Raw genomic sequence first — 17,789 nt, 5'->3', positions numbered from 1 at the left:
GGTGATGCCGCCACTCGGGCGTTCACCTTCCCTTCGCGAAGATGGCCGCCGCCTTCGCTGCGAGGCGGCGCTTGTCCGGCTTCGCCTGCTGGGCGAGCACGTCGTACCCGGCGTCCTCGACGGCCGCCAGGGCCGCGTAACCACCTGCGGTGAATCCCGCCAGGAGCAGTCGAAGCCTCCCCCGAACCGTACCTACCAGCGGCGCGCCGCGGTCGAGCAGGGTGCGGGCCCGCTCGGCCTCGAAGGCGATCAGCTCGCGGACCGGGCCGTCGGCGCTCGGCGCGGCCAGGTCGGCCTCGGTGACGCCGAAGCGCTCCAGGTCCTCGGCGGGCAGGTAGATCCGGCCGCGGGCGAGGTCCTCGGCGACGTCCTGGAGGTGTTCGACCACTTGGAGGGCGGTGCAGATCGCGTCGGAGAGCCCGACCCGCTCGGGCGTGGAGACGCCGGCGATGGCGAGCACCAGTCGGCCCACCGGGTCGGCGGAGAGCGTGCAGTAGCCGACGAGGTCGTCCCAGGTGGCGTAGCGGGCGGTGGTCTGGTCGACCCGGTTGGCATCGATCAGGCGGCGGAAGGGCTCGGGGGTCAGTCCGTGCCGGTCGACGACCGGGACGAGGGCGCGCATCAGCGGGTGCCGGGGCCGGTCGGCGCCGCCCGGGCGCAGCGCCGTCTCGAACACCCGGTCGAGGTCGCGGTCCAGTCCGTCGAGCAGGGCGAGCCGGAAGGCGACCTCGTCGGGAGCGGGCGGGCCGCACTGGGCCGAAGGGGTGGTGGCGGACGCCGGGAAGGGGGTGTCGACGCCGAGGAGGCGGGCGGCGCCGGCCGGGTCGGCGAGGTCGCCGTCGCCCGCGTCGTCGACCAGCCGGGCGAAGCCGTAGACCGCCATCAGGTCACCGCGCCAGGCGGCGGGCAGGAAGAAGGGGGCGACCGGGAAGTTCTCCGCGCTCGCCTTCTCCAGGGTCGCCCCCGCGGTCTGGTCCACGGGCTCGTTGCTGGGCTGGGCCGAAGCCGACACTGCTGTCACTCCCCCGTTCTACACCGATGGGCATCACCGGCCCGACTCGGACACGCGTCCGAGCACGGGCGTCACGTCCGGCACACGCCCCCCGCGCATACAGCCTGACACCACGGGCCGCGCCGCAGAAGAGCGCCCCGCCCGGCGCACGGGGCGCTCACCCCGCCGGGGGCGGGCCACCCGGACTACCGGCGCCGGGCACACGGCGGGGGGCCGGTCCCGGGACTTCCCGGAACCGGCCCCCCGCGCGGCTCGGGTGCTACGGGCGCTCGCCGCGCTCGTAGCGGCCGACGACCTCGTCGGTCGGGCCGTCCATGACCAGCTCGCCGTGCTCGATCCAGATGGTCCGCTCGCAGACCTCGCGGATCGAGCTGTTGTCGTGGCTGACCAGGAAGACCGTACCGGCCGACTGGCGCAGCTCCTCGATCCGCTTCTTGCTGCGCTGCTGGAAGGCCTGGTCGCCGGTGGCCAGCGCCTCGTCGATCAGCAGCACGTCGTGGGTCTTCGCCGCGGCGATGGAGAACCGCAGGCGGGCGCCCATGCCGGAGGAGTACGTGCGCATCGGCAGGGAGATGAAGTCCCCCTTCTCGTTGATGCCCGAGAACTCGACGATGTCCTGGTAGCGGCGCCGGACCTCGGCCGGCGGCATGCCCATCGCGAGGCAGCCGAGGACGACGTTGCGCTCACCGGTGAGCTCGTTCATCAGGGCCGCGTTCACGCCCAGCAGCGAGGGCTGGCCGTTGGTGTAGATGCCGCCCTTCTCGGTCGGCAGCAGGCCCGCGATGGCGGCCAGCATGGTCGACTTGCCGGAGCCGTTCGAGCCGATCAGGCCGACCGCCTCGCCCTTGTAGGCGGTGAAGCTGATGCCGCGCACGGCGTGCACCTCGCGCACGCCGGCCGAGCGCTTGCGGCTGACGATGCGGCTGAGCGCCGAGGTGGCGCTGCCCTTGCCGGAGCCGGCGCCGTGCACGCGGTAGACGATGTGCACGTCGTCGACGACGACGGTGGGCTCGCGGGCGACGTCGGTGTCCCGGACGGTGTTCTTGTTCAGGTCTGCGTCAGCCACGGCCGTACTCCTCCTCGGCCTTCCAGAAGAAGACGTATCCGACGATGAACATCCCCACGCCCCAGGCGATGCCGTACGTCCACTGGTGCGGCGGGATCGTCTGGTGGGCGGGCTGGTGGTGGTTGTAGATGATCGGCGCGAAGGCGTGCCGCAGCAGGTCCATGTAGACCGAGGCCGGGTTGACGGCCATGATCGTCTGGATGTAGTGGGGCCAGGTGCTGACCTTGTCCTGGATGCTGAACATCACGCCGGACAGGAACATCCAGGCGCGCATCACGAACGGGATCAGCTGGGAGATGTCACTGGTCTTGGCGCCGATCCGGGCGAAGATCAGGGAGACGCCGGTGTTGAACATCGTCTGCAGGAGCAGCGCCGGGATGATCAGCAGCCAGGTGCGGCCCGGCGTGATGCCGGCCGCCAGGACGGTGGCGACCAGGACCACCATCGAGATCAGCAGCTGCTGCAGCTGGATCACCGTGAAGGCGATCGGCAGGCAGGCGCGCGGGAAGTGCAGCGCGCGGATCAGCCCGAGGCTGTCGGAGATCGCCCGGGTGCCGGACTGCACCGCGTTCTGGGTGAACTGGAAGACGAAGACGCCGATGCACAGCCACGCGATGTAGGTGTTCGGCGGGAAGTTGTCCTTGCTCTTCAGGATCACGCCGAAGACCAGGTAGAACACCGCGCAGTTCAGCAGCGGGGTCACGACCTGCCACAGCTGGCCGAGCTTGGCATCGGTGTACTGCGCCACCAGTCGGGCGGTGGCGAAGGCCCAGATGAAGTGGCGCCGGGCCCAGAGCTGCTTGGTGTAGGCGAAGAGGCCGGGCCGCCGGCCGCTCACGGCCAGGCCGTACTTGTCCGCAAGCTGCTTGGGGGTCAGGCCCGCGTCCGCCCCCCTGGGGGCTGAGAGGCTGACGGGTTCACTCACTGTCGACACATTCGTCCTTCACGCGGGATCGGTCGGGGCGGCCGGTCGGCGGGGGTCCGCCGGCCTTGCGCCGATGGGGATCCACTGGGATCACGGGGGAGTCCGGCCGGTGTGTGGCACCGGCCGCAGCGATCGATCATTCGATCAAATGAGATCAGATGACCGGTGGGCGGCCCAGCCTGGTCAATCGCCAAACGGTACGCCATCGCATCGGGCGACGCGGACCGCAAGGTTCGCGCCAGCCCGCCCGGAACCCGCCCCACCAGGCCTTCAGCGCCTCCGGGGAGGGGCGGCGGGCAAGGGTCAGCAGGAACCAGGTTCCCAGATAGAGAGGCACGAACAGGGCCGGAAGGTTCCGTCGCGCGAGCCAAACCCTGTTCCGCGCCACGTTGTGGAAATACGTGGCGTGCCGGGCCGGCGAGGTCGTCGGGTGGTGCAGGACCACGTCCGCCCGGTAGTCGATGGCCCAGCCGACGTCCAGCGCGCGCCACGCGAGGTCGGTCTCCTCGTGCGCGTAGAAGAACTCGGCGGGCAGCTGCCCGGCCTGCTCGAACACCGTGCAGCGCACGGCGCTCGCGCCGCCCAGGAACGTCGTCACCCGGGAGGAGCGCAGCGGGTCGCTCGCGCGCAGCCGGGGCACGTGCCGGCGCGCGGTGACACCGGTGTCGGGGTCGGCGATCCGGAACGAGACGATGCCCAGCTCCGGGTCGGCGGTGAAGGCCTCGCGCAGGAGGCGGGCGGAGTCGGTGCGCGGCAGGTGGCCGTCGTCGTCCAGGAACAGGACGGCGTCGACGTCCCGCCCGTCCCGGCCGAACAGCTCGATGCCGACGTTGCGCCCGCCGGGGATGCCGAGGTTCTCCGGCAGCTCGACGCTGCGCACGCCCTCCGGCAGCGGGGGCAGCGGCGCGCCGTTGGCCACCACGGCCAGCTCGACCGCTGGGCCCTCCTGGGCGCGGACGGACTCGATCAGGGAGTTCAGCTCGGCCGGGCGGTTGCCCATCGTGATGATCACGGCGCCGAGGCGGAAGCCGTCGGCGCCTGGACCGGCGGCGGCGTTCGCGTAGGTGTTCATAGAGGTGTTCGTGGAGGTGTTCGTGGAGGTGTTCGCGGAAGTGTTCATCGGAGCCTGCTCGAAAGGACGATGCTCAGCAGGTGCAGGACGGTCTGCAGCATGGCGATCGCGGCCAGCACGACCACGGCGAGCCGGGTGAAGAACAGACCGCCGTGGACGGCGTCGGCGACGCCGGCGGCCAGGATGAACAGCGAGGCCTCGACCGCGCCCACCAGGCGGTGGAACTTCAGGAGCGAGGCCGCGCGGCGGGCCTTGGCCACGGCCGCGGAGCGCGGCACCGAGGCGCTGTCCTCGACCGCCGTCAGGCCGCTGCGGGCGCGGGCCACGTCCACCAGGTCCGTCTCGGACTTGATCAGGATCGCGCCGAGCGCGGCCAGCGTGCCGAGGAAGGCCCACTCCCAGTGCGCCGCCGGGCCCTGCCGGTGGAAGAGGTCGCAGCCGCGCAGGCCGAGGCCGGTCAGCAGCGCGGCCTCGGACATGTAGTGGCCGACCCGGTCCAGGTAGACGCCGGTGAGCGAGGTCTGCCGGCGCCAGCGCGCCACCTCGCCGTCCACGCAGTCCAGCAGCAGGTACAGCTGGATCAGCAGGGCGCCCAGGACGGCGCCGGTCAGGCCCGGCACCACCAGCGCGGCACCGGCCAGGACGCCGGTGACCATCATCAGGTAGGTGAGGCCGTTGGGGGTGATCGCCGTGACGGTCGAGAGCACCCGCGTGACCCGCAGCGAGATGCTCCGCATGTACAGGCGCCCGGCCCAGTGCTCGGCGCTGCGGCGCTGGAGCATGCCCTCCGGGTGGATCACCGCGCGCAGCTCCTCGATCGAGGGCCGGCGGGTCAGGTCCACCGGGGGCCGCTCGGCGCCCGCGGTGGAGGGGTCAGCTGTTGACGGCTTGGACATAGTCGGCGTACGCGTCCCTGATTGCTGAGGGGGAGAGGTCGAGGTGCTCGAGGATGGTGAAGCGGCCCGGCCGGGTGTTCGGAGCGTAGTGCACCGCCTCGGTGAACTCCGCCTCGGTGAAGCCGATCTGAGCGGCGGTCACCGGCAGGCCGTGGCGCGCCAGGCGCTCCACGATCAGACCGGTCAGCTCGCGCTCGCCCCGCAGGAAGCTGGCGAACGCCGCGCCGAGGCCGACCTGTTCGCCGTGCTGGGCGGACCGCTTGGGATACAGCACGTCCAGGGCATGCGAGATCTCGTGGCAGGCGCCCGACGAGGGCCGGGTGCTGCCCGCGATGTTCATCGCGATGCCGGACAGTACCAGGGCTTCCGCGAGCGCCGTCAGGAGGTCCTGGTCCGCCAGGTTCCCGGGGTGGCGCAGCAGGTTCTCGCCCGCCGAACGGGCCATCGCCACGGCCAGCCCGTCCACCGGCTCGCCGGTGACCGCGTGCGACAGCTCCCAGTCCGCGCAGGCGGAGATGTTGGAGACGACGTCGCCGATGCCGGCCGCCACGAAGCGCGGCGGGGCCTGGCGGATCACGTCCAGGTCGACGACGATGCCGATCGGGCTGGGCACCCCGTAGGAGCCCCGGCCGGCGTCGTTGTCGAGCGTGGAGACCGGCGAGCAGATGCCGTCGTGCGCGAGGTTGGTGGCCACCGCGACCAGCGGCAGGCCGACCCGGGCCGCGGCGTACTTGGCGGCGTCGATGATCTTGCCGCCGCCCAGGCCCACGACCGCGTCGTAGTGGCCGCCGCGCATCGCCTCGGCGAAGCGCACCGCGCTGTCCAGGCTGCCGTCGTCCACGCTGAACCAGTCGGCACCGGGCAGGGCCGGCTCCAGCCGCTCGCGCATCGCGGCACCCGAGCCGTTGCTGATCGCCACCGCGATCCGGCCCGAGGCCGACAGCCGCTGGTCCGCGAGGATCCCGCCGAGCGCGTCCAGCGCGCCCGGGCGGACCTCGACGAACAGCGGCGAGGGGACCAGTCGGGTCAGTACCGGCACGCGATCTCCCGCGCCTTCGCCAGGTCGTCGTGGTTGTCGACCTCGACCCAGGAGACCTCGCCGATCGGCTGCACGTCGATCCGCAGGCCGCGGTCGACCATCTCCTGGTAGCCGTCCTCGTAGTACAGCTGCGGGTCGCGCTCGTAGGTGGCGCGCAGCGCGTCGGTGAGGTCCGCGGCGGCCGAGGGGTTGATCACGGTCACGCCGATGTACTCGCCGCTCGCCTCGACCGGGTCCATCAGCTTGGTGATGCGGCGCATGCCGGCGGCCGGGTCGACGACGACCTTCATCTCCTCGTCGGCGAGCTTCTTCACCGTGTCGAGGGCCAGCAGGATGCCGGGGGCCTCGCCGGCCTCGGTCAGGCGGCGGTTGCCCTCCAGCATGGTGCGCTGGACGGAGGCCGGGTGGACGGTGTCGCCGTTGGCGAGCAGCAGGCCCTCGGCGAAGAGGTCGCGGGCGCACCACAGGGAGTAGGCGTTGTTCCACTCCTCGGCCTTGTCGTTCTCGACCAGGTGGAGCTTGACGCCGTACTTGCTCTCCAGGGCGTCCTTGCGGTCGTACACCGCCTCCTTGCGGTAGCCGACGACGATCGCGGCCTCGCGCAGCCCGACCTCCGCGAAGTTGCCGAGGGTGAGGTCCAGGACGGTCCGCTCCCCGTCGACCGGCACCAGCGCCTTGGGCAGGGTGTCGGTGTACGGGCGCAACCGGCGGCCGGCGCCGGCTGCCAGAACGAGGCCGATCATGCGGGGGTCTCCTGATCCGTCGTGCTGTGCGCGGGTGCGCCGGGGCACCGGAACGAGTCGCCCGGGCCGCGCAATCGGCGCGCCGGTGCCGGCGCAGATGCGGGCACCTTGTCCTTAGTGATGGTAGGCGACCGGGGCGACCGGCCCGAACGCGGCCGGGGACCTGGGAGGTGCCTGAACGGTGGCTGGGAACGACGGCCGGAGCGGCGCACCGGAGCGGGCGCGAGCGGGGCCGGCGCGCCTCCTGGCGCGCCCGAACGGGCCTCGAACGACTCCGAACCCTTTTGCTAACTCCATGACCCTTCCGGGGCCCTCTGACGTCCTTCTCCGTCCGGAAAAGTCCCCCTGAGGGTCATGATCCGCCAGGTTGTGCGTGGGACCCGTGCCGACCGCCACCCATACGGCAGACTGGAGCCCGACGCCGGCGCCGGTGCCCCCGCTGCGTCCGATGCACCCGCTGCACCGGACGCAACCCGATGCTTCCGTTGCTCCCGCTCCCCGAAAGAGGCCACCCCATGCCCCAGAGTCCGCCGACCAGCCCGACGCACTTCACCTCCGAGATCGACACCGGTCTCGACGTGGAGACCGACGTGACGGCCGACCCCGGGGGCACCGCCGGGAGCACCGGCCCGGAGATCCTGCTGGAACTCGTCGACGACGAGGGCACCACCATCGGCACGGCCGAGAAGCACTGGGCCCACCAGCAGCCGGGGCGCCTGCACCGGGCCTTCTCGGTGTTCCTCTTCGACCGCCAGGGCCGGCTGCTGCTCCAGCGCCGCGCGCTCGGCAAGTACCACTCCCCCGGCGTCTGGTCGAACACCTGCTGCGGCCACCCCTACCCGGACGAGCCGCCGTTCGTCGCCGCCGCCCGCCGCACCTCGGAGGAGCTGGGCGTCGCGCCGGCACTGCTGTGCGAGGCCGGGACGGTGCGCTACGACCTGCCGGACGAGGCCTCCGGGCTGATCGAGCGCGAGTGGAACCACCTGTTCGTGGGCCTGGTCACGGCGCCGGTCGTCCCCGATCCGGACGAGGTGGACGACTACGCCTTCGTCACCGCGCAGGAGCTGCGCGAGCTGCGGACCGAGCGGCCGTTCTCGGTGTGGTTCGAGACCGTCTTCGAGGCGGCGCTGCCGGGGATCCGGGAGATCGCCGGACGGGACTGGTAGTCCGATGGTCCGGTAGTCCGGCTAGTCCGCGCGGGACTGGTGGCGGGGGCAGGACTGGTGGCGAGGACGGGACTGGCGGCGAGGACGGGACTGGCGGCGAGGACGGGACTGGCGGCGGGGGCGGTGACCGCCGGGATGGTCGGGATCGTCCGGATGGTCACGGACAGTCGTCGTGCCGCGGAGGGAGCGGAGGGATGGGCAGCGAGGCCCAGATGACCTTGCCGCCCTCCCCCGTCCGCTCCACGTCGCACACGCCCCCGGCCTGCAGGGTCACGCTCTTGACCAGCAGCAGGCCGCGCCCCCCGGTGCGGCCGGTGTCGCTCTCCAGCGCCTTCGGGCGGTACGGGTCGCCGTCCTCGACCGAGACCCGCACCCACCCGTCGCGCACCGCCAGCTCGGTGGTCACCTCGGGCGAGAGCTCGGCGGCGTGCGTCACGGCGTTGCTGACCAGCTCGGAGACGATCAGCAGCACGTCGTCCACCAGCTCCTGGTGGCGCACCCCGGTCATGCCCTGGGCCAGCAGGCGGTCGCGCACCGCGTGCCGGGTGCGCGGCACCGAGGACTCCGTGGCGGGCACCGGGAAGCGCCAGACGCCCTCGGCCGGCTCCGGCGCCGGGCGGGCGGGTCCCCGCAGGGCCCGGTCGCGTCTCGGCTCGGCCTTCGCCGCCCCGCTGATCTGCTCCACGTCCAGCCGCCCTTCGTCCGCGACCCGGGAATCAGGCGTTCCGCTGGCGCCCTCGGTCCACAGAGGCTAGGAGAGCCGCCACGGGGACCGCGGCACCGTCGAGAAGTTGCCCGTGTCGGATCGGTGTCGACCGGTCCCGATCGGCGGGACGGCGCAATCGGACCGTTTCCTTCGCCCTCGCCACCGCTTCGGCCGGCGATCGGGTGGCCCGGCGAGGCTTCGCCGTCCGGCGGTGGTCGGGCCGTCGTCGGGGTGTCCCCCGTCGGTCGTCGTCGAGCCGGGGTCCTCGCCGGGGAAACGCAGGTGAGAAGCACTCCAGAACCCTGGTAATGTTCTCTCTGTCGCCGAGGGGGCGAGAAAAACCCCGAAGCACACACCCCGTCCGGGTGGCGGAATGGCAGACGCGCTAGCTTGAGGTGCTAGTGCCCTTTATCGGGCGTGGGGGTTCAAGTCCCCCCTCGGACACCATCGAATTCCCCGTGGATCCACAAGGATTCCACGGGGAATTTTTTGTTTTTCGTCCGCCGCCGTGGCCGGGCCCGGGCCCGGCAGGCCCGCTGGGACCGGCCACAGCGGCGTTCCGAGGGAGTCGGAGCCCCGGAGACCGGACACGAGATGGCAACGATCGGACGGTTTGAGCTTCCCCTGAGGTAAACGCCCTTTTTCGCCCCATAGGCTGCTGGGCGTTTGTGTCCGGAATACCGACTCATGACCGTAAAAACCACGACACCACCCGTCGACCCCGAGCGAGAGGACCGATACGTTGAGTGAGCCCGAGCCGTCAGCGGCATCGCACCAGAACCACTACCGACGCTCGCTCGGCACCATCAGCCTCACCGCCGTCGGGCTGGGCTCGATCATCGGCTCCGGGTGGCTGTTCGGCGCCGAGCGGGCCGCCAAGCTCGCCGGCCCCGCCTCGATCCTCGCCTGGGTGATCGGCGCCGCCGTGGCCCTGACCATCGCCCTCACCTACAGCGAGCTCGGGTCGATGTTCCCCAAGGCCGGCGGCATGGTCCGCTACGGCCAGTACTCGCACGGCTCGCTGGCCGGCTACCTCGCCGCCTGGGCCAACTGGATCGCCATCGTCTCCGTCATCCCCGGCGAGGCCACGGCGTCCGTCCAGTACATGAGCTCCTGGCACTTCGGCTGGGCCAAGGGGCTGTACAACGGGCAGGAACTGACCATCAGCGGCGTCGCCCTCGCGAGCGTGCTGCTGCTCGTCTACTTCGCCCTCAACTGGTTCGCGATCACGCTGTTCGCCAAGACCAACACCGCGATCACCGTCTTCAAGGTCATCGTCCCGACCCTGACCGCCGGCGCGCTGCTCCTCGCGCACTTCGACACCGCGCACTTCACCGACCACGGCGGCTTCGCGCCGAACGGCTGGAGCGCGGTGTTCACCGCCGTCGCCGTCTCCGGCATCGTCTGGGCCTTCAACGGCTTCCAGTCGCCGCTCAACCTGGCCGGCGAGGCCCGCGACCCCGGCAAGTCGCTGCCCAAGGCCGTCATCGGGTCCATCCTGATCGCCCTGGTGATCTACGTCGCGCTGCAGATCGCCTTCCTCGGCGCCATCCCGGCCGCCGACCTGTCGCAGGGCTGGAGCGGCCTCGGCTACACCTCGCCGCTCGCCGACCTCGCCATCGCCTGGGGCATCAACTGGCTCGCGATCCTGCTGTACGCGGACGCGTTCATCTCGCCCTCCGGCACCGGCATGATCTACGCCGCCACCACCTCGCGCATGATCCACGGCGTCCAGGAGAACGGCCACCTGCCGAAGCTCTTCGGCAAGGTCGACCCCAAGACCGGCATCCCGCGCCCCGCGCTGCTGCTCAACCTCGGCGTCGCGTTCCTGTTCCTGGCCGTCTTCCGCGGCTGGGGTTCGCTCGCCGAGATCGTCTCGGTCGCGACCGTCATCTCGTACATCACCGGCCCGGTCGCCGTCATGGCGCTGCGCCGCCTCGCCCCGGACCTGCCGCGCCCGGTGCGGCTGCGCGCGATGCCGGTCATCGCGCCGGTCGCGATGGTCTTCGGCTCGCTGGTCCTGTACTGGGCCCGCTGGCCGCTGACCGGCAAGGTCATCCTGCTGATGGCCGCCGGCCTGCCGATCTGGGCCTGGTACGAGCTGCGCAAGCCGTGGGCCGTGCTGCGTCCGCACCTGATCGCGGGCGCCTGGATGGTCGCGTACCTGTTCGTGATGGCCGGCGTCTCGTGGGCGGGCAGCTCCGACTTCGGCGGGCACGGCTACCTGCCCGAGGGCTGGGACCTGCTGATCGTCGCCGCGATCGGTCTCGCGTTCTACCGCTGGGGCGTCGCGAGCGCCTGGGCGAACCCGTCCCTGGCGGAGGTCCGCCGTGAGCTGAGCGAGGCCGAGGGCGCGTCCGGCGCGCAGGACGCCGCGTCGGGCCCGGGGCCGGAGTCGGCGTCGGAGTCGGCGTCGCCGGAGCCGTCGCGGGCGTGACGGCCTGAGGCTGGGAGCCGAACACGGGAGTGCCGGTCGAGCTTGGCTCGGCCGGCACTCGCGCGTTCCGGGGGCGGGCGAGCGGGGGGAGGGCGGACGGCGGACGGATTTCAGCGAACAGATTTCAAAATCTGTTCGCTGAAATCTGTTATCTGTTATCTGTTACTTGTCAGCTGACAGCTGTCGGCCGCCGCCCGTCCTCAGCCCCGGCGGGCGCGGCGGATCGCCGAGGTGACCACCGGGGGGAGCAGGTCGCGGGCGGCGCGCTTGGCGACGTTGACCGGGCGGCGCTGCTCGGCGGCCCGGGCACGGCGGGCGGCGAGGTCGCGGGCGGCCTCCTCCTGCGACTCCAGGAGCGCCCGACGGGAGTCGTCGGCGGCCTGGTCGGCCTGGTGGCGGGCGTTCAGCGCGACGAGCCGCTTGTGGTGGCGGGACGGCCGGAACGGCTCGATGCCCTCCGAGGTACCGGTCATGCGCAGCATCTGCCGGCCGTTGAGGGTCTCGGCGCTCAGCTCACAGCCCTCGGCGAGGTCCACCCGGTCGAGCAGGTCCCGCTGGAAGGACTCCGGGTCCCCCCAGGTGCCGTAGAACTTGCACTCGGTGAGCAGGACCGGCTTGAGCCCGTGGTTGAACACGGCCTCCCAGGTGGCGGCGGCGACACCCGGGGTGTGCTGGGAGCGGTAGTCGTCGAGCACCACGACGCCCTGGTCCTGCAGCGCGACGCGGGCCACCTGGAGGTCGCCGACCACGTGCTCGTACAGGTGCGAGGCGTCGATGTGGATGAACCGGAACGCGCCCGCCGCTATCCGTCCGCCCGCCAGCGTCGAGGTCGGCGCCTGGATGATCTCCGGCAGCTCGCCGTGGAACGACAGGTAGTTCGACTCGAAGGCCGTTCGGCTCAGCGTCTTGCGGTAGGACATGTTCATTTCAGCGGCATTCTCGTCGTCCGGCGCGTCCGAGTCGAAGAGGTCACAGACGGTGAATGACTCGCCGGGCTGGAGGTGCTCCCCGATGACGATGGCGCTGCGCCCCAGGTATGCGCCCATTTCCAGCAGGTCGCCCGTGACGCCGGCCTTCTCCTGGCGCCCCAGGAACCACTCGAAGGAATGCCGGTCGTGGTCCCAGAACCACCCCGGCACGTCGTCCAGCGAGGCCGGCTCGGCGGGCCGGGGCTGCTCGGCGGTGAACGCGGCGTCGGTCACGGGGAAGCTCCTTTTGCGGTACGGATGACCTGCGGATTCGAGCCAGACCTCAGAGCGGTGGCGCCCTCCCGCCCACCGCGGGGGCGCACGACGTGCCGACGGTGTGCACACGTCTTGCACCCGCCGCCAACCGTAGCCCCCCACCCCTGAGTTCGCTGCAATCTACAGCGCCGTCCGCGCGATTGAGGAGCCTTTCGGACGCAGAATTTGTGGACCGTCGCATCGGGCCGGGAGTGGGCACGGCCGCACCGATCACGTACGTCCATTGTGCCCTCTCCGCTCCACAGAGTCACCATTCCTTGGAATGATCTTCGTTGCTTTTCGGCCGCCTACGGTGGGACACCGTCGGCCCCCACTGCGGTGGGCCGGGAATGGGGAACGGAGCGACATGACGAAGACCGAGCGAGATCTCACCGCGCTGGCCGGGGAATTGACGGCGATGATGACCGAGGACGCCGCCGCCGTGCGGCTCGCCAACAGCACCGACCTCGCCGAGCAGGCCGCCTGGCGGCGGCTCACCACCGGGCACGGGGACCGGCTGGCCGCGATCATGGCCGAGCACGGCTGGCCCACCGAGGCACTGGTCGGAGCCGACGCGGCGAAGGCCGCCTGGCTGGTCGCCCAGCACGCCGACCGCCAACTGGACGTCCAGCGCCGGGCCGTGGAGCTGATGGCCGTGGCCGTCGCGGACGGCGCCGCGAGCGCGCGCGACCTGGCGTTCCTTCAGGACCGGCTCGCCGTCAACGAGGGGCACGAGCAGCGGTACGGCACGCAGATCGGCGCGGTCACGGACGGCCGCCCGGTGCCGTGGCCCTGCGAGGACCCGGAGCGGCTGGACGAGCGGCGGGCCGACGTGGGGATCGAGCCGTTCGCCGAGTACACCTCGCGGTTCGCGCCGCGCTGACCGTCGGGTCCGCCGGAGCGGATTGGCTCTTGCGCGCGGCCGCCCCGGCCGCCTTGACTGGGCCTTTGGACCAGCGCTGGGTTGAGCGCGGTCAAACGCGGTGGAGCGCGGTCGGAAGGCCAGGCGGACGAGAGGACCATCGGTGCAGCACGACGCGGAGCAGGACGCGCGGAACGACGGGTCGGGCGGGGACGAGCAGGGCGGCCGGTGGTTCGGGGACCACGCGGACCAGTACGTCGACGGCGCCTGGCGCCCCTCCGGGGACACCGGGTCGATCGAGGTGCTGAACCCCGCGACCGAACGGGTGATCGCCACCGTGCCGGCCGGCGGCGCGGCCGACGTGGACGCCGCGGTGGGCGCGGCCCGCCGGGCGGCGCGGGCCTGGGGCACGACCACCCGTGAGGAGCGGCTCGCACTGCTCACCCGGCTCCGGGACGGCATCGCCGGGGCGCAGGACGAGATCACCGCGACGGTGGTCACCGAACTGGGCGCCCCGGTGGGCTTCGCGGCCGCCGTCCACGCCGGACTGCCGCTGACCGTCGCGTCCTCCTACCTGGCGCTGCTCGCCGAGCACCCCTTCGAGGAGCGGATCGGCAACTCGCTGGTGCTGGCCGAGCCGGCCGGCGTGGTCGCGGCGATCACACCGTGGAACTACCCGCTGCACCAGATCGTGGCCAAGGTCGTCCCGGCGCTGGCGGCCGGCTGCCCGGTGGTCCTCAAGCCGGCCGAGGACACGCCACTGGTGGCACGGCTGTTCGCCCGGCTGGTCCACGAAGCGGGCTTCCCCGCGGGCGTGTTCAACCTGGTGACCGGCACCGGTGCGGTGGCCGGTGCGGCGCTCGCCGCCCACCGGGACGTGGACGTCGTGTCGTTCACCGGGTCGACCGCCGTCGGCCGCGCGGTCGCCGAGACGGCCGGGCGCGGCCTGAAGCGGGTCGCCCTGGAACTGGGCGGCAAGTCCGCCAACGTGGTGCTGCCCGGCGCCGACCTGACCCGCGCGGTCAACGTCAACGTGGCCAACGTGTTCGCCAACTCGGGCCAGACCTGCAGCGCGTGGACGAGGCTGCTGGTGCACCGGGACCACTACGAGGAGGCCGTCTCCATAGCGGCGAAGGCCGCCGAGAAGTACGTCCCCGGCGATCCGGCCGATGCGCGGACCCGGATCGGTCCGGTGGTCAACGCCAAGCAGCAGGCGCGGGTGCGCAGTTACCTGGAGGGAGCGATCACCGAGGGCGCCCGGGTGGTCGCCGGGGGTCCCGAGCCGATCGCCGACCTTCCCGTCGGCTTCTACGTCCGTCCGACCGTACTCGCCGACGTCACACCGGACATGACGGTGGCTCAGGAGGAGGTCTTCGGCCCGGTGCTGGTGGTCCTCCCCTACCGCGACGAGGACCACGCCGCCGAGCTCGCCAACGGCACCGAGTACGGCCTGGCCGGCGGCGTCTGGGCGGCCGACACCGACACCGCCGCCGCCTTCGCCCGCCGCCTCGACGCCGGCCAGGTCGACCTCAACGGCGGCCGCTTCAACCCCCTGGCCCCGTTCGGCGGTTACAAGAGCTCGGGCCTCGGCCGCGAGCTCGGCCGCCACGGCCTGGAGGAGTTCCTGCAGTACAAGTCGCTGCAGTACTGACCACGGCGCGAGCCGTCGGACTTGGGGGTGGGACGCGTCAACGCGTCCCGCCCCCAAGGACTTCGGCGGTCAGACCAGGTCGACGCCCGGGTAGAGCGGGAAGGGCGCGAGCAGGTCGGCGGCGCGCTTGGCGATGCCGTCGCGGACGGCGGCGTCCAGGACGTACTGGGCCTTCGACGGGGCGCCGTTCGCGGTCGTGGTGGGGGTCGTGGCGCGCAGCACGGTGTCGATGAGGCCCGCGATCTCGTCCATCTCGGCGGCGCCGAGGCCGCGGGTGGTGAGCGCGGGGGTGCCGAGGCGGACGCCGGAGGTGTACCAGGCGCCGTTCGGGTCCTGCGGCACGGAGTTGCGGTTGGTGACGACGCCCGCGTCCAGGAGCGCCGCCTCGGCCTGGCGGCCGGTCAGGCCGTGGCCGGAGACGTCGGCGAGGACCAGGTGGTTGTCCGTGCCGCCGGTGACGAGCGTGCCGCCGCGGCGCAGCAGGCCCTCGGCGAGCGCCTGCGCGTTGTCGACGACGGCCTGGGCGTAGGCCCGGAACTCGGGGCGGCGGGCCTCGGCGAACGCGACCGCCTTGGCGGCCATGACGTGCGAGAGCGGGCCGCCGAGGACCAGCGGGCAGCCGCGGTCGACGTGTTCGGCGAGCTCGGCGGTGGACAGCACCATGCCGCCGCGCGGGCCGCGCAGCGACTTGTGGGTGGTCGTGGTGACGATGTGGGCGTGCGGCACCGGGTCGAAGTCGCCGGTGAACACCTTGCCCGCGACGAGGCCCGCGAAGTGCGCCATGTCGACCATGAGCGTCGCGCCGACCTCGTCCGCGATCTCGCGCATCCGGCGGAAGTCCACGCGCCGCGGGTAGGCGGAGTACCCGGCCACCAGGATGAGCGGGCGGAACTCGCGGGCCGTCTCGCGCAGCGCGTCGTAGTCGATCAGGCCGGTCGCCGGATCGGTGCCGTAGCTGCGCTGCTCGAACATCTTGCCCGAGATGTTGGGCCGGAAGCCGTGGGTGAGGTGGCCGCCGGTGTCCAGGGACATGCCGAGCATCCGCTGGTTGCCGAGCTCGTGGCGCAGCCGCGCCCAGTCCTGCTCGGTGAGGTCGTTGACGTTGCGCACCTCGGCGCGCTCCAGGGCCGGGCTCTCGACGCGCTGGGAGAGGACGGCCCAGAAGGCGGTCAGGTTGGCGTCGATGCCGGAGTGCGGCTGGACGTAGGCGTGGTCGGCGCCGAACAGGGCGCGGGCGTGCTCGGCGGCGACGGTCTCGACGGTGTCGACGTTGCGGCAGCCGGCGTAGAAGCGGCGCCCGGCGGTGCCCTCGGCGTACTTGTCGCTGAGCCAGTTGCCCATGGCGAGCAGGACGGCCGGGGAGGCGTAGTTCTCGCTGGCGATCAGCTTGAGGGAGGCGCGCTGGTCCTCGATCTCCCGGCCGATGGCGGCGGCGATGCGCGGTTCGACGCCCGCGACGACGTCGAGGGCGCTGCGGAAGGCGGTGTTCGCGGCGGCGTCGGCGGCGGTGTGGGGCTGCGGAAGGGGCTGGGGCTCGGGCTGGTGCCGGGACTCGGGCTGAAGCTCGGGCTGGGGCTGGGCGGCCATGGCGGTCTCCTGGTGGGGATGCGGACGGCCCAGGCGCTCGGCAACTGCACGTGACAGGGCACGGGGCCGCTTCCCGATGGTTGATTCCATCCCTACGCGCCAGTCGCGGCCCACCCGGATCGTACCAATACCCGCAGGGGTGTGGCGCAGATCTCAGAATGCGGGACGGGGAGGATGCTTTGGGGGCTTTTGCCCGTTCTCCTGCGACGAGCGTGTTGCGGCGCCGTGAAGCCGTCGCACCGGCCGAAACAATGCGCAACACATCGGCTCGAAGTGATTTGCCCGAGGTCCATCGCATCCGATCTGATGGCATTGCGCCGGCCGCCGGGAAACCCCCGGAGGCGGCTCGGAAATGCACGTCATCGCACCCTCACCCCAAAGGGCGGCGGAGAATTCGGGAGTACGCCTCGCATGGCCATCGTCGAAACAGTCCCGGCACCTGATTCCGCCGTCCGGCCGGCCCCGGACGGTGCGGTCCGCCGGATCCTGCGCGACCGGGTCGGCGCCACCGCCCTCGCCGTCGTCCTGCTGTTCCTGCTCCTCGCCCTCGCCGCCCCGCTGATCGCCGCCCTGTACGGGAAGAACCCGACCGAGCACTACGGCCAGAACGCTCCGGGCCTGCTCAGCGACGGCGGACTGCCCGTGCTGGCGAACGGCGGCATCTCCGGCGACTTCTGGTTCGGCCTGGAGCCGGGCCTCGGCCGGGACGTGTTCACCCAGCTGCTGTACGGCATCCGCACCTCGCTGCTGATCGCCTTCGCGTCCGCCGCCGTGACGACCGCGCTCGGCGTGCTGGCCGGTGTCGCGGTCGGCTACCTCGGCGGAATCGCGGACCGCCTGTTCGGTTTCCTCGCGAACGTGCTGCTCGCCTTTCCGACCCTGCTCCTGCTGCTCGCGCTCAGCCCGGTCATCCAGTCGAGACTGGTCGATCCGGGCGCCGCGGAACCGGAATGGATGCAGTTCCTGGTGCTGATCCTGGTATTCGCCGCGTTCGGCTGGATTCCGCTCGCGCTTTCCCTCCGGGCCACCGTGCGCTCGCTACGGGAACGGGATTTCGTGCAATCCGCCCGCGCCCAGGGGGCGAGCGGTTTCCACGTCGTCGTCCGGGAATTGCTGCCGAACGTCCGCTCGCAACTGCTGGTGCACGTGACGATGGCGGTGCCGGCGATCGTCGCCTCGGAGGCGGTGCTGTCGTTCCTCGGGGTCGGGATCACCGAGCCCGTCCCGGACTGGGGCCGGATGATCGCCCGCGGCGCCGAGGTGTTCCGGGCCGACCCGACGTACATGGTCTTCCCCGGCGTGGCACTGCTGCTCTTCGTCCTCGCCTTCAACCTGCTCGGCGACGCCGTCCGGGACTCCCTGGACCCGCGGTCGGGCCGGCGCTGATCCGGCGATTCGCCGCCC

At 72.0% G+C, this 17,789-nt stretch carries 15 protein-coding genes, 1 tRNA gene and 1 riboswitch; of the genes, 6 read left to right on the top strand and 10 right to left on the bottom strand.

The window, feature by feature from the left end; translation table 11 throughout:
• Positions 1–22: 22 nt before the first annotated feature.
• From hpnC to ACFVSN_RS11385, 7 genes are all read right to left on the bottom strand, one after another.
• The gene (gene hpnC / locus ACFVSN_RS11415; protein ID WP_387954628.1) at positions 23–979 is read right to left on the bottom strand and encodes a squalene synthase HpnC; all 957 of its coding nucleotides are present in this window, start codon (positions 977–979) and stop codon (positions 23–25) included.
• Between the two features lie 292 nt (positions 980–1,271).
• Complete coding sequence (locus ACFVSN_RS11410; RefSeq protein WP_380442220.1) at positions 1,272–2,078, bottom strand: ABC transporter ATP-binding protein; 807 nt, start codon at positions 2,076–2,078, stop codon at positions 1,272–1,274.
• Complete coding sequence (locus ACFVSN_RS11405; RefSeq protein ID WP_380442222.1) at positions 2,071–3,012, bottom strand: ABC transporter permease; 942 nt, start codon at positions 3,010–3,012, stop codon at positions 2,071–2,073. The genes ACFVSN_RS11410 and ACFVSN_RS11405 overlap by 8 nt, the downstream gene beginning before the upstream one ends.
• A 145-nt stretch (positions 3,013–3,157) precedes the next feature.
• The gene (locus ACFVSN_RS11400) at positions 3,158–4,075 is read right to left on the bottom strand and encodes a glycosyltransferase family 2 protein (RefSeq protein WP_387954704.1); all 918 of its coding nucleotides are present in this window, start codon (positions 4,073–4,075) and stop codon (positions 3,158–3,160) included.
• Positions 4,076–4,119: 44 nt separating this feature from the next.
• Positions 4,120–4,857 carry a CDP-alcohol phosphatidyltransferase family protein gene (locus tag ACFVSN_RS11395; protein WP_359958111.1) on the bottom strand — a complete coding sequence of 246 codons (738 nt, stop codon included), beginning with the start codon at positions 4,855–4,857 and terminating at the stop codon, positions 4,120–4,122.
• Positions 4,858–4,948: 91 nt separating this feature from the next.
• Positions 4,949–6,010 carry an iron-containing alcohol dehydrogenase family protein gene (locus ACFVSN_RS11390; RefSeq protein WP_359958020.1) on the bottom strand — a complete coding sequence of 354 codons (1,062 nt, stop codon included), beginning with the start codon at positions 6,008–6,010 and terminating at the stop codon, positions 4,949–4,951.
• Positions 5,998–6,753, bottom strand: a complete 756-nt coding sequence (locus tag ACFVSN_RS11385; protein WP_380442225.1) for a sugar phosphate nucleotidyltransferase — start codon at positions 6,751–6,753, stop codon at positions 5,998–6,000. Before ACFVSN_RS11385 ends, ACFVSN_RS11390 begins: the two co-directional genes overlap by 13 nt.
• Positions 6,754–7,268: 515 nt before the next feature.
• Between ACFVSN_RS11385 and idi the strand changes: the two genes are divergently transcribed.
• On the top strand, positions 7,269–7,919 hold the full coding sequence (idi, locus tag ACFVSN_RS11380; protein WP_380442227.1) for an isopentenyl-diphosphate Delta-isomerase: 651 nt from the start codon (positions 7,269–7,271) through the stop codon (positions 7,917–7,919).
• 157 nt (positions 7,920–8,076) lie between these two features.
• On the opposite strand, the gene ACFVSN_RS11375 is transcribed toward idi, so the two are convergent.
• Complete coding sequence (locus ACFVSN_RS11375) at positions 8,077–8,595, bottom strand: ATP-binding protein (RefSeq protein WP_380442243.1); 519 nt, start codon at positions 8,593–8,595, stop codon at positions 8,077–8,079.
• Positions 8,596–8,984: 389 nt separating this feature from the next.
• Here ACFVSN_RS11375 and ACFVSN_RS11370 point away from each other — a divergent pair.
• Together ACFVSN_RS11370 and ACFVSN_RS11365 are read left to right on the top strand one after the other, a co-directional pair.
• Positions 8,985–9,072 (top strand) — tRNA-Leu (locus tag ACFVSN_RS11370).
• Positions 9,073–9,367: 295 nt separating this feature from the next.
• A complete protein-coding gene (locus ACFVSN_RS11365) occupies positions 9,368–11,062 on the top strand; it encodes an APC family permease (protein WP_380447647.1) in 1,695 nt (564 codons plus the stop codon).
• Positions 11,063–11,262: 200 nt separating this feature from the next.
• On the opposite strand, the gene ACFVSN_RS11360 is transcribed toward ACFVSN_RS11365, so the two are convergent.
• Complete coding sequence (locus ACFVSN_RS11360) at positions 11,263–12,264, bottom strand: class I SAM-dependent methyltransferase (RefSeq protein WP_387954626.1); 1,002 nt, start codon at positions 12,262–12,264, stop codon at positions 11,263–11,265.
• Positions 12,265–12,652: 388 nt separating this feature from the next.
• On the opposite strand from ACFVSN_RS11360, the gene ACFVSN_RS11355 reads away from it, so the two are divergent.
• Together ACFVSN_RS11355 and ACFVSN_RS11350 are read left to right on the top strand one after the other, a co-directional pair.
• Positions 12,653–13,168 (top strand): DUF6624 domain-containing protein, encoded by a 516-nt coding sequence (locus tag ACFVSN_RS11355; protein ID WP_380447651.1) that lies wholly within the window; start codon positions 12,653–12,655, stop codon positions 13,166–13,168.
• 142 nt (positions 13,169–13,310) lie between these two features.
• Positions 13,311–14,798 carry an aldehyde dehydrogenase family protein gene (locus ACFVSN_RS11350; RefSeq protein WP_387954624.1) on the top strand — a complete coding sequence of 496 codons (1,488 nt, stop codon included), beginning with the start codon at positions 13,311–13,313 and terminating at the stop codon, positions 14,796–14,798.
• Between the two features lie 69 nt (positions 14,799–14,867).
• On the opposite strand, the gene ACFVSN_RS11345 is transcribed toward ACFVSN_RS11350, so the two are convergent.
• Positions 14,868–16,385 carry a glycine hydroxymethyltransferase gene (locus tag ACFVSN_RS11345; protein WP_387954622.1) on the bottom strand — a complete coding sequence of 506 codons (1,518 nt, stop codon included), beginning with the start codon at positions 16,383–16,385 and terminating at the stop codon, positions 14,868–14,870.
• 20 nt (positions 16,386–16,405) lie between these two features.
• Positions 16,406–16,502: riboswitch (ZMP/ZTP riboswitch) on the bottom strand.
• Between the two features lie 294 nt (positions 16,503–16,796).
• Between ACFVSN_RS11345 and ACFVSN_RS11340 the strand changes: the two genes are divergently transcribed.
• On the top strand, positions 16,797–17,771 hold the full coding sequence (locus ACFVSN_RS11340) for an ABC transporter permease (RefSeq protein WP_380447656.1): 975 nt from the start codon (positions 16,797–16,799) through the stop codon (positions 17,769–17,771).
• Positions 17,772–17,789: the final 18 nt, after the last annotated feature.

The sequence above is a fragment of the Kitasatospora sp. NPDC057904 genome (genome assembly GCF_042887925.1).
Lineage (GTDB): Bacteria > Actinomycetota > Actinomycetes > Streptomycetales > Streptomycetaceae > Kitasatospora.
This window is presented reverse-complemented; position numbering and strand designations above follow the sequence as displayed.

What these genes read in the sequence shown, in the direction of transcription:
- ACFVSN_RS11345 (WP_387954622.1), bottom strand. Translation starts at nt 16,385, where the DNA reads ATGGCCGCCCAGCCCCAGCCCGAGCTTCAGCCCGAGTCCCGGCACCAG.
- ACFVSN_RS11355 (WP_380447651.1), top strand. Translation starts at nt 12,653, where the DNA reads ATGACGAAGACCGAGCGAGATCTCACCGCGCTGGCCGGGGAATTGACG.
- ACFVSN_RS11340 (WP_380447656.1), top strand. Translation starts at nt 16,797, where the DNA reads ATGGCCATCGTCGAAACAGTCCCGGCACCTGATTCCGCCGTCCGGCCG.
- ACFVSN_RS11385 (WP_380442225.1), bottom strand. Translation starts at nt 6,753, where the DNA reads ATGATCGGCCTCGTTCTGGCAGCCGGCGCCGGCCGCCGGTTGCGCCCG.
- idi (WP_380442227.1), top strand. Translation starts at nt 7,269, where the DNA reads ATGCCCCAGAGTCCGCCGACCAGCCCGACGCACTTCACCTCCGAGATC.
- ACFVSN_RS11400 (WP_387954704.1), bottom strand. Translation starts at nt 4,075, where the DNA reads ATGAACACCTACGCGAACGCCGCCGCCGGTCCAGGCGCCGACGGCTTC.
- ACFVSN_RS11395 (WP_359958111.1), bottom strand. Translation starts at nt 4,857, where the DNA reads ATGCTCCAGCGCCGCAGCGCCGAGCACTGGGCCGGGCGCCTGTACATG.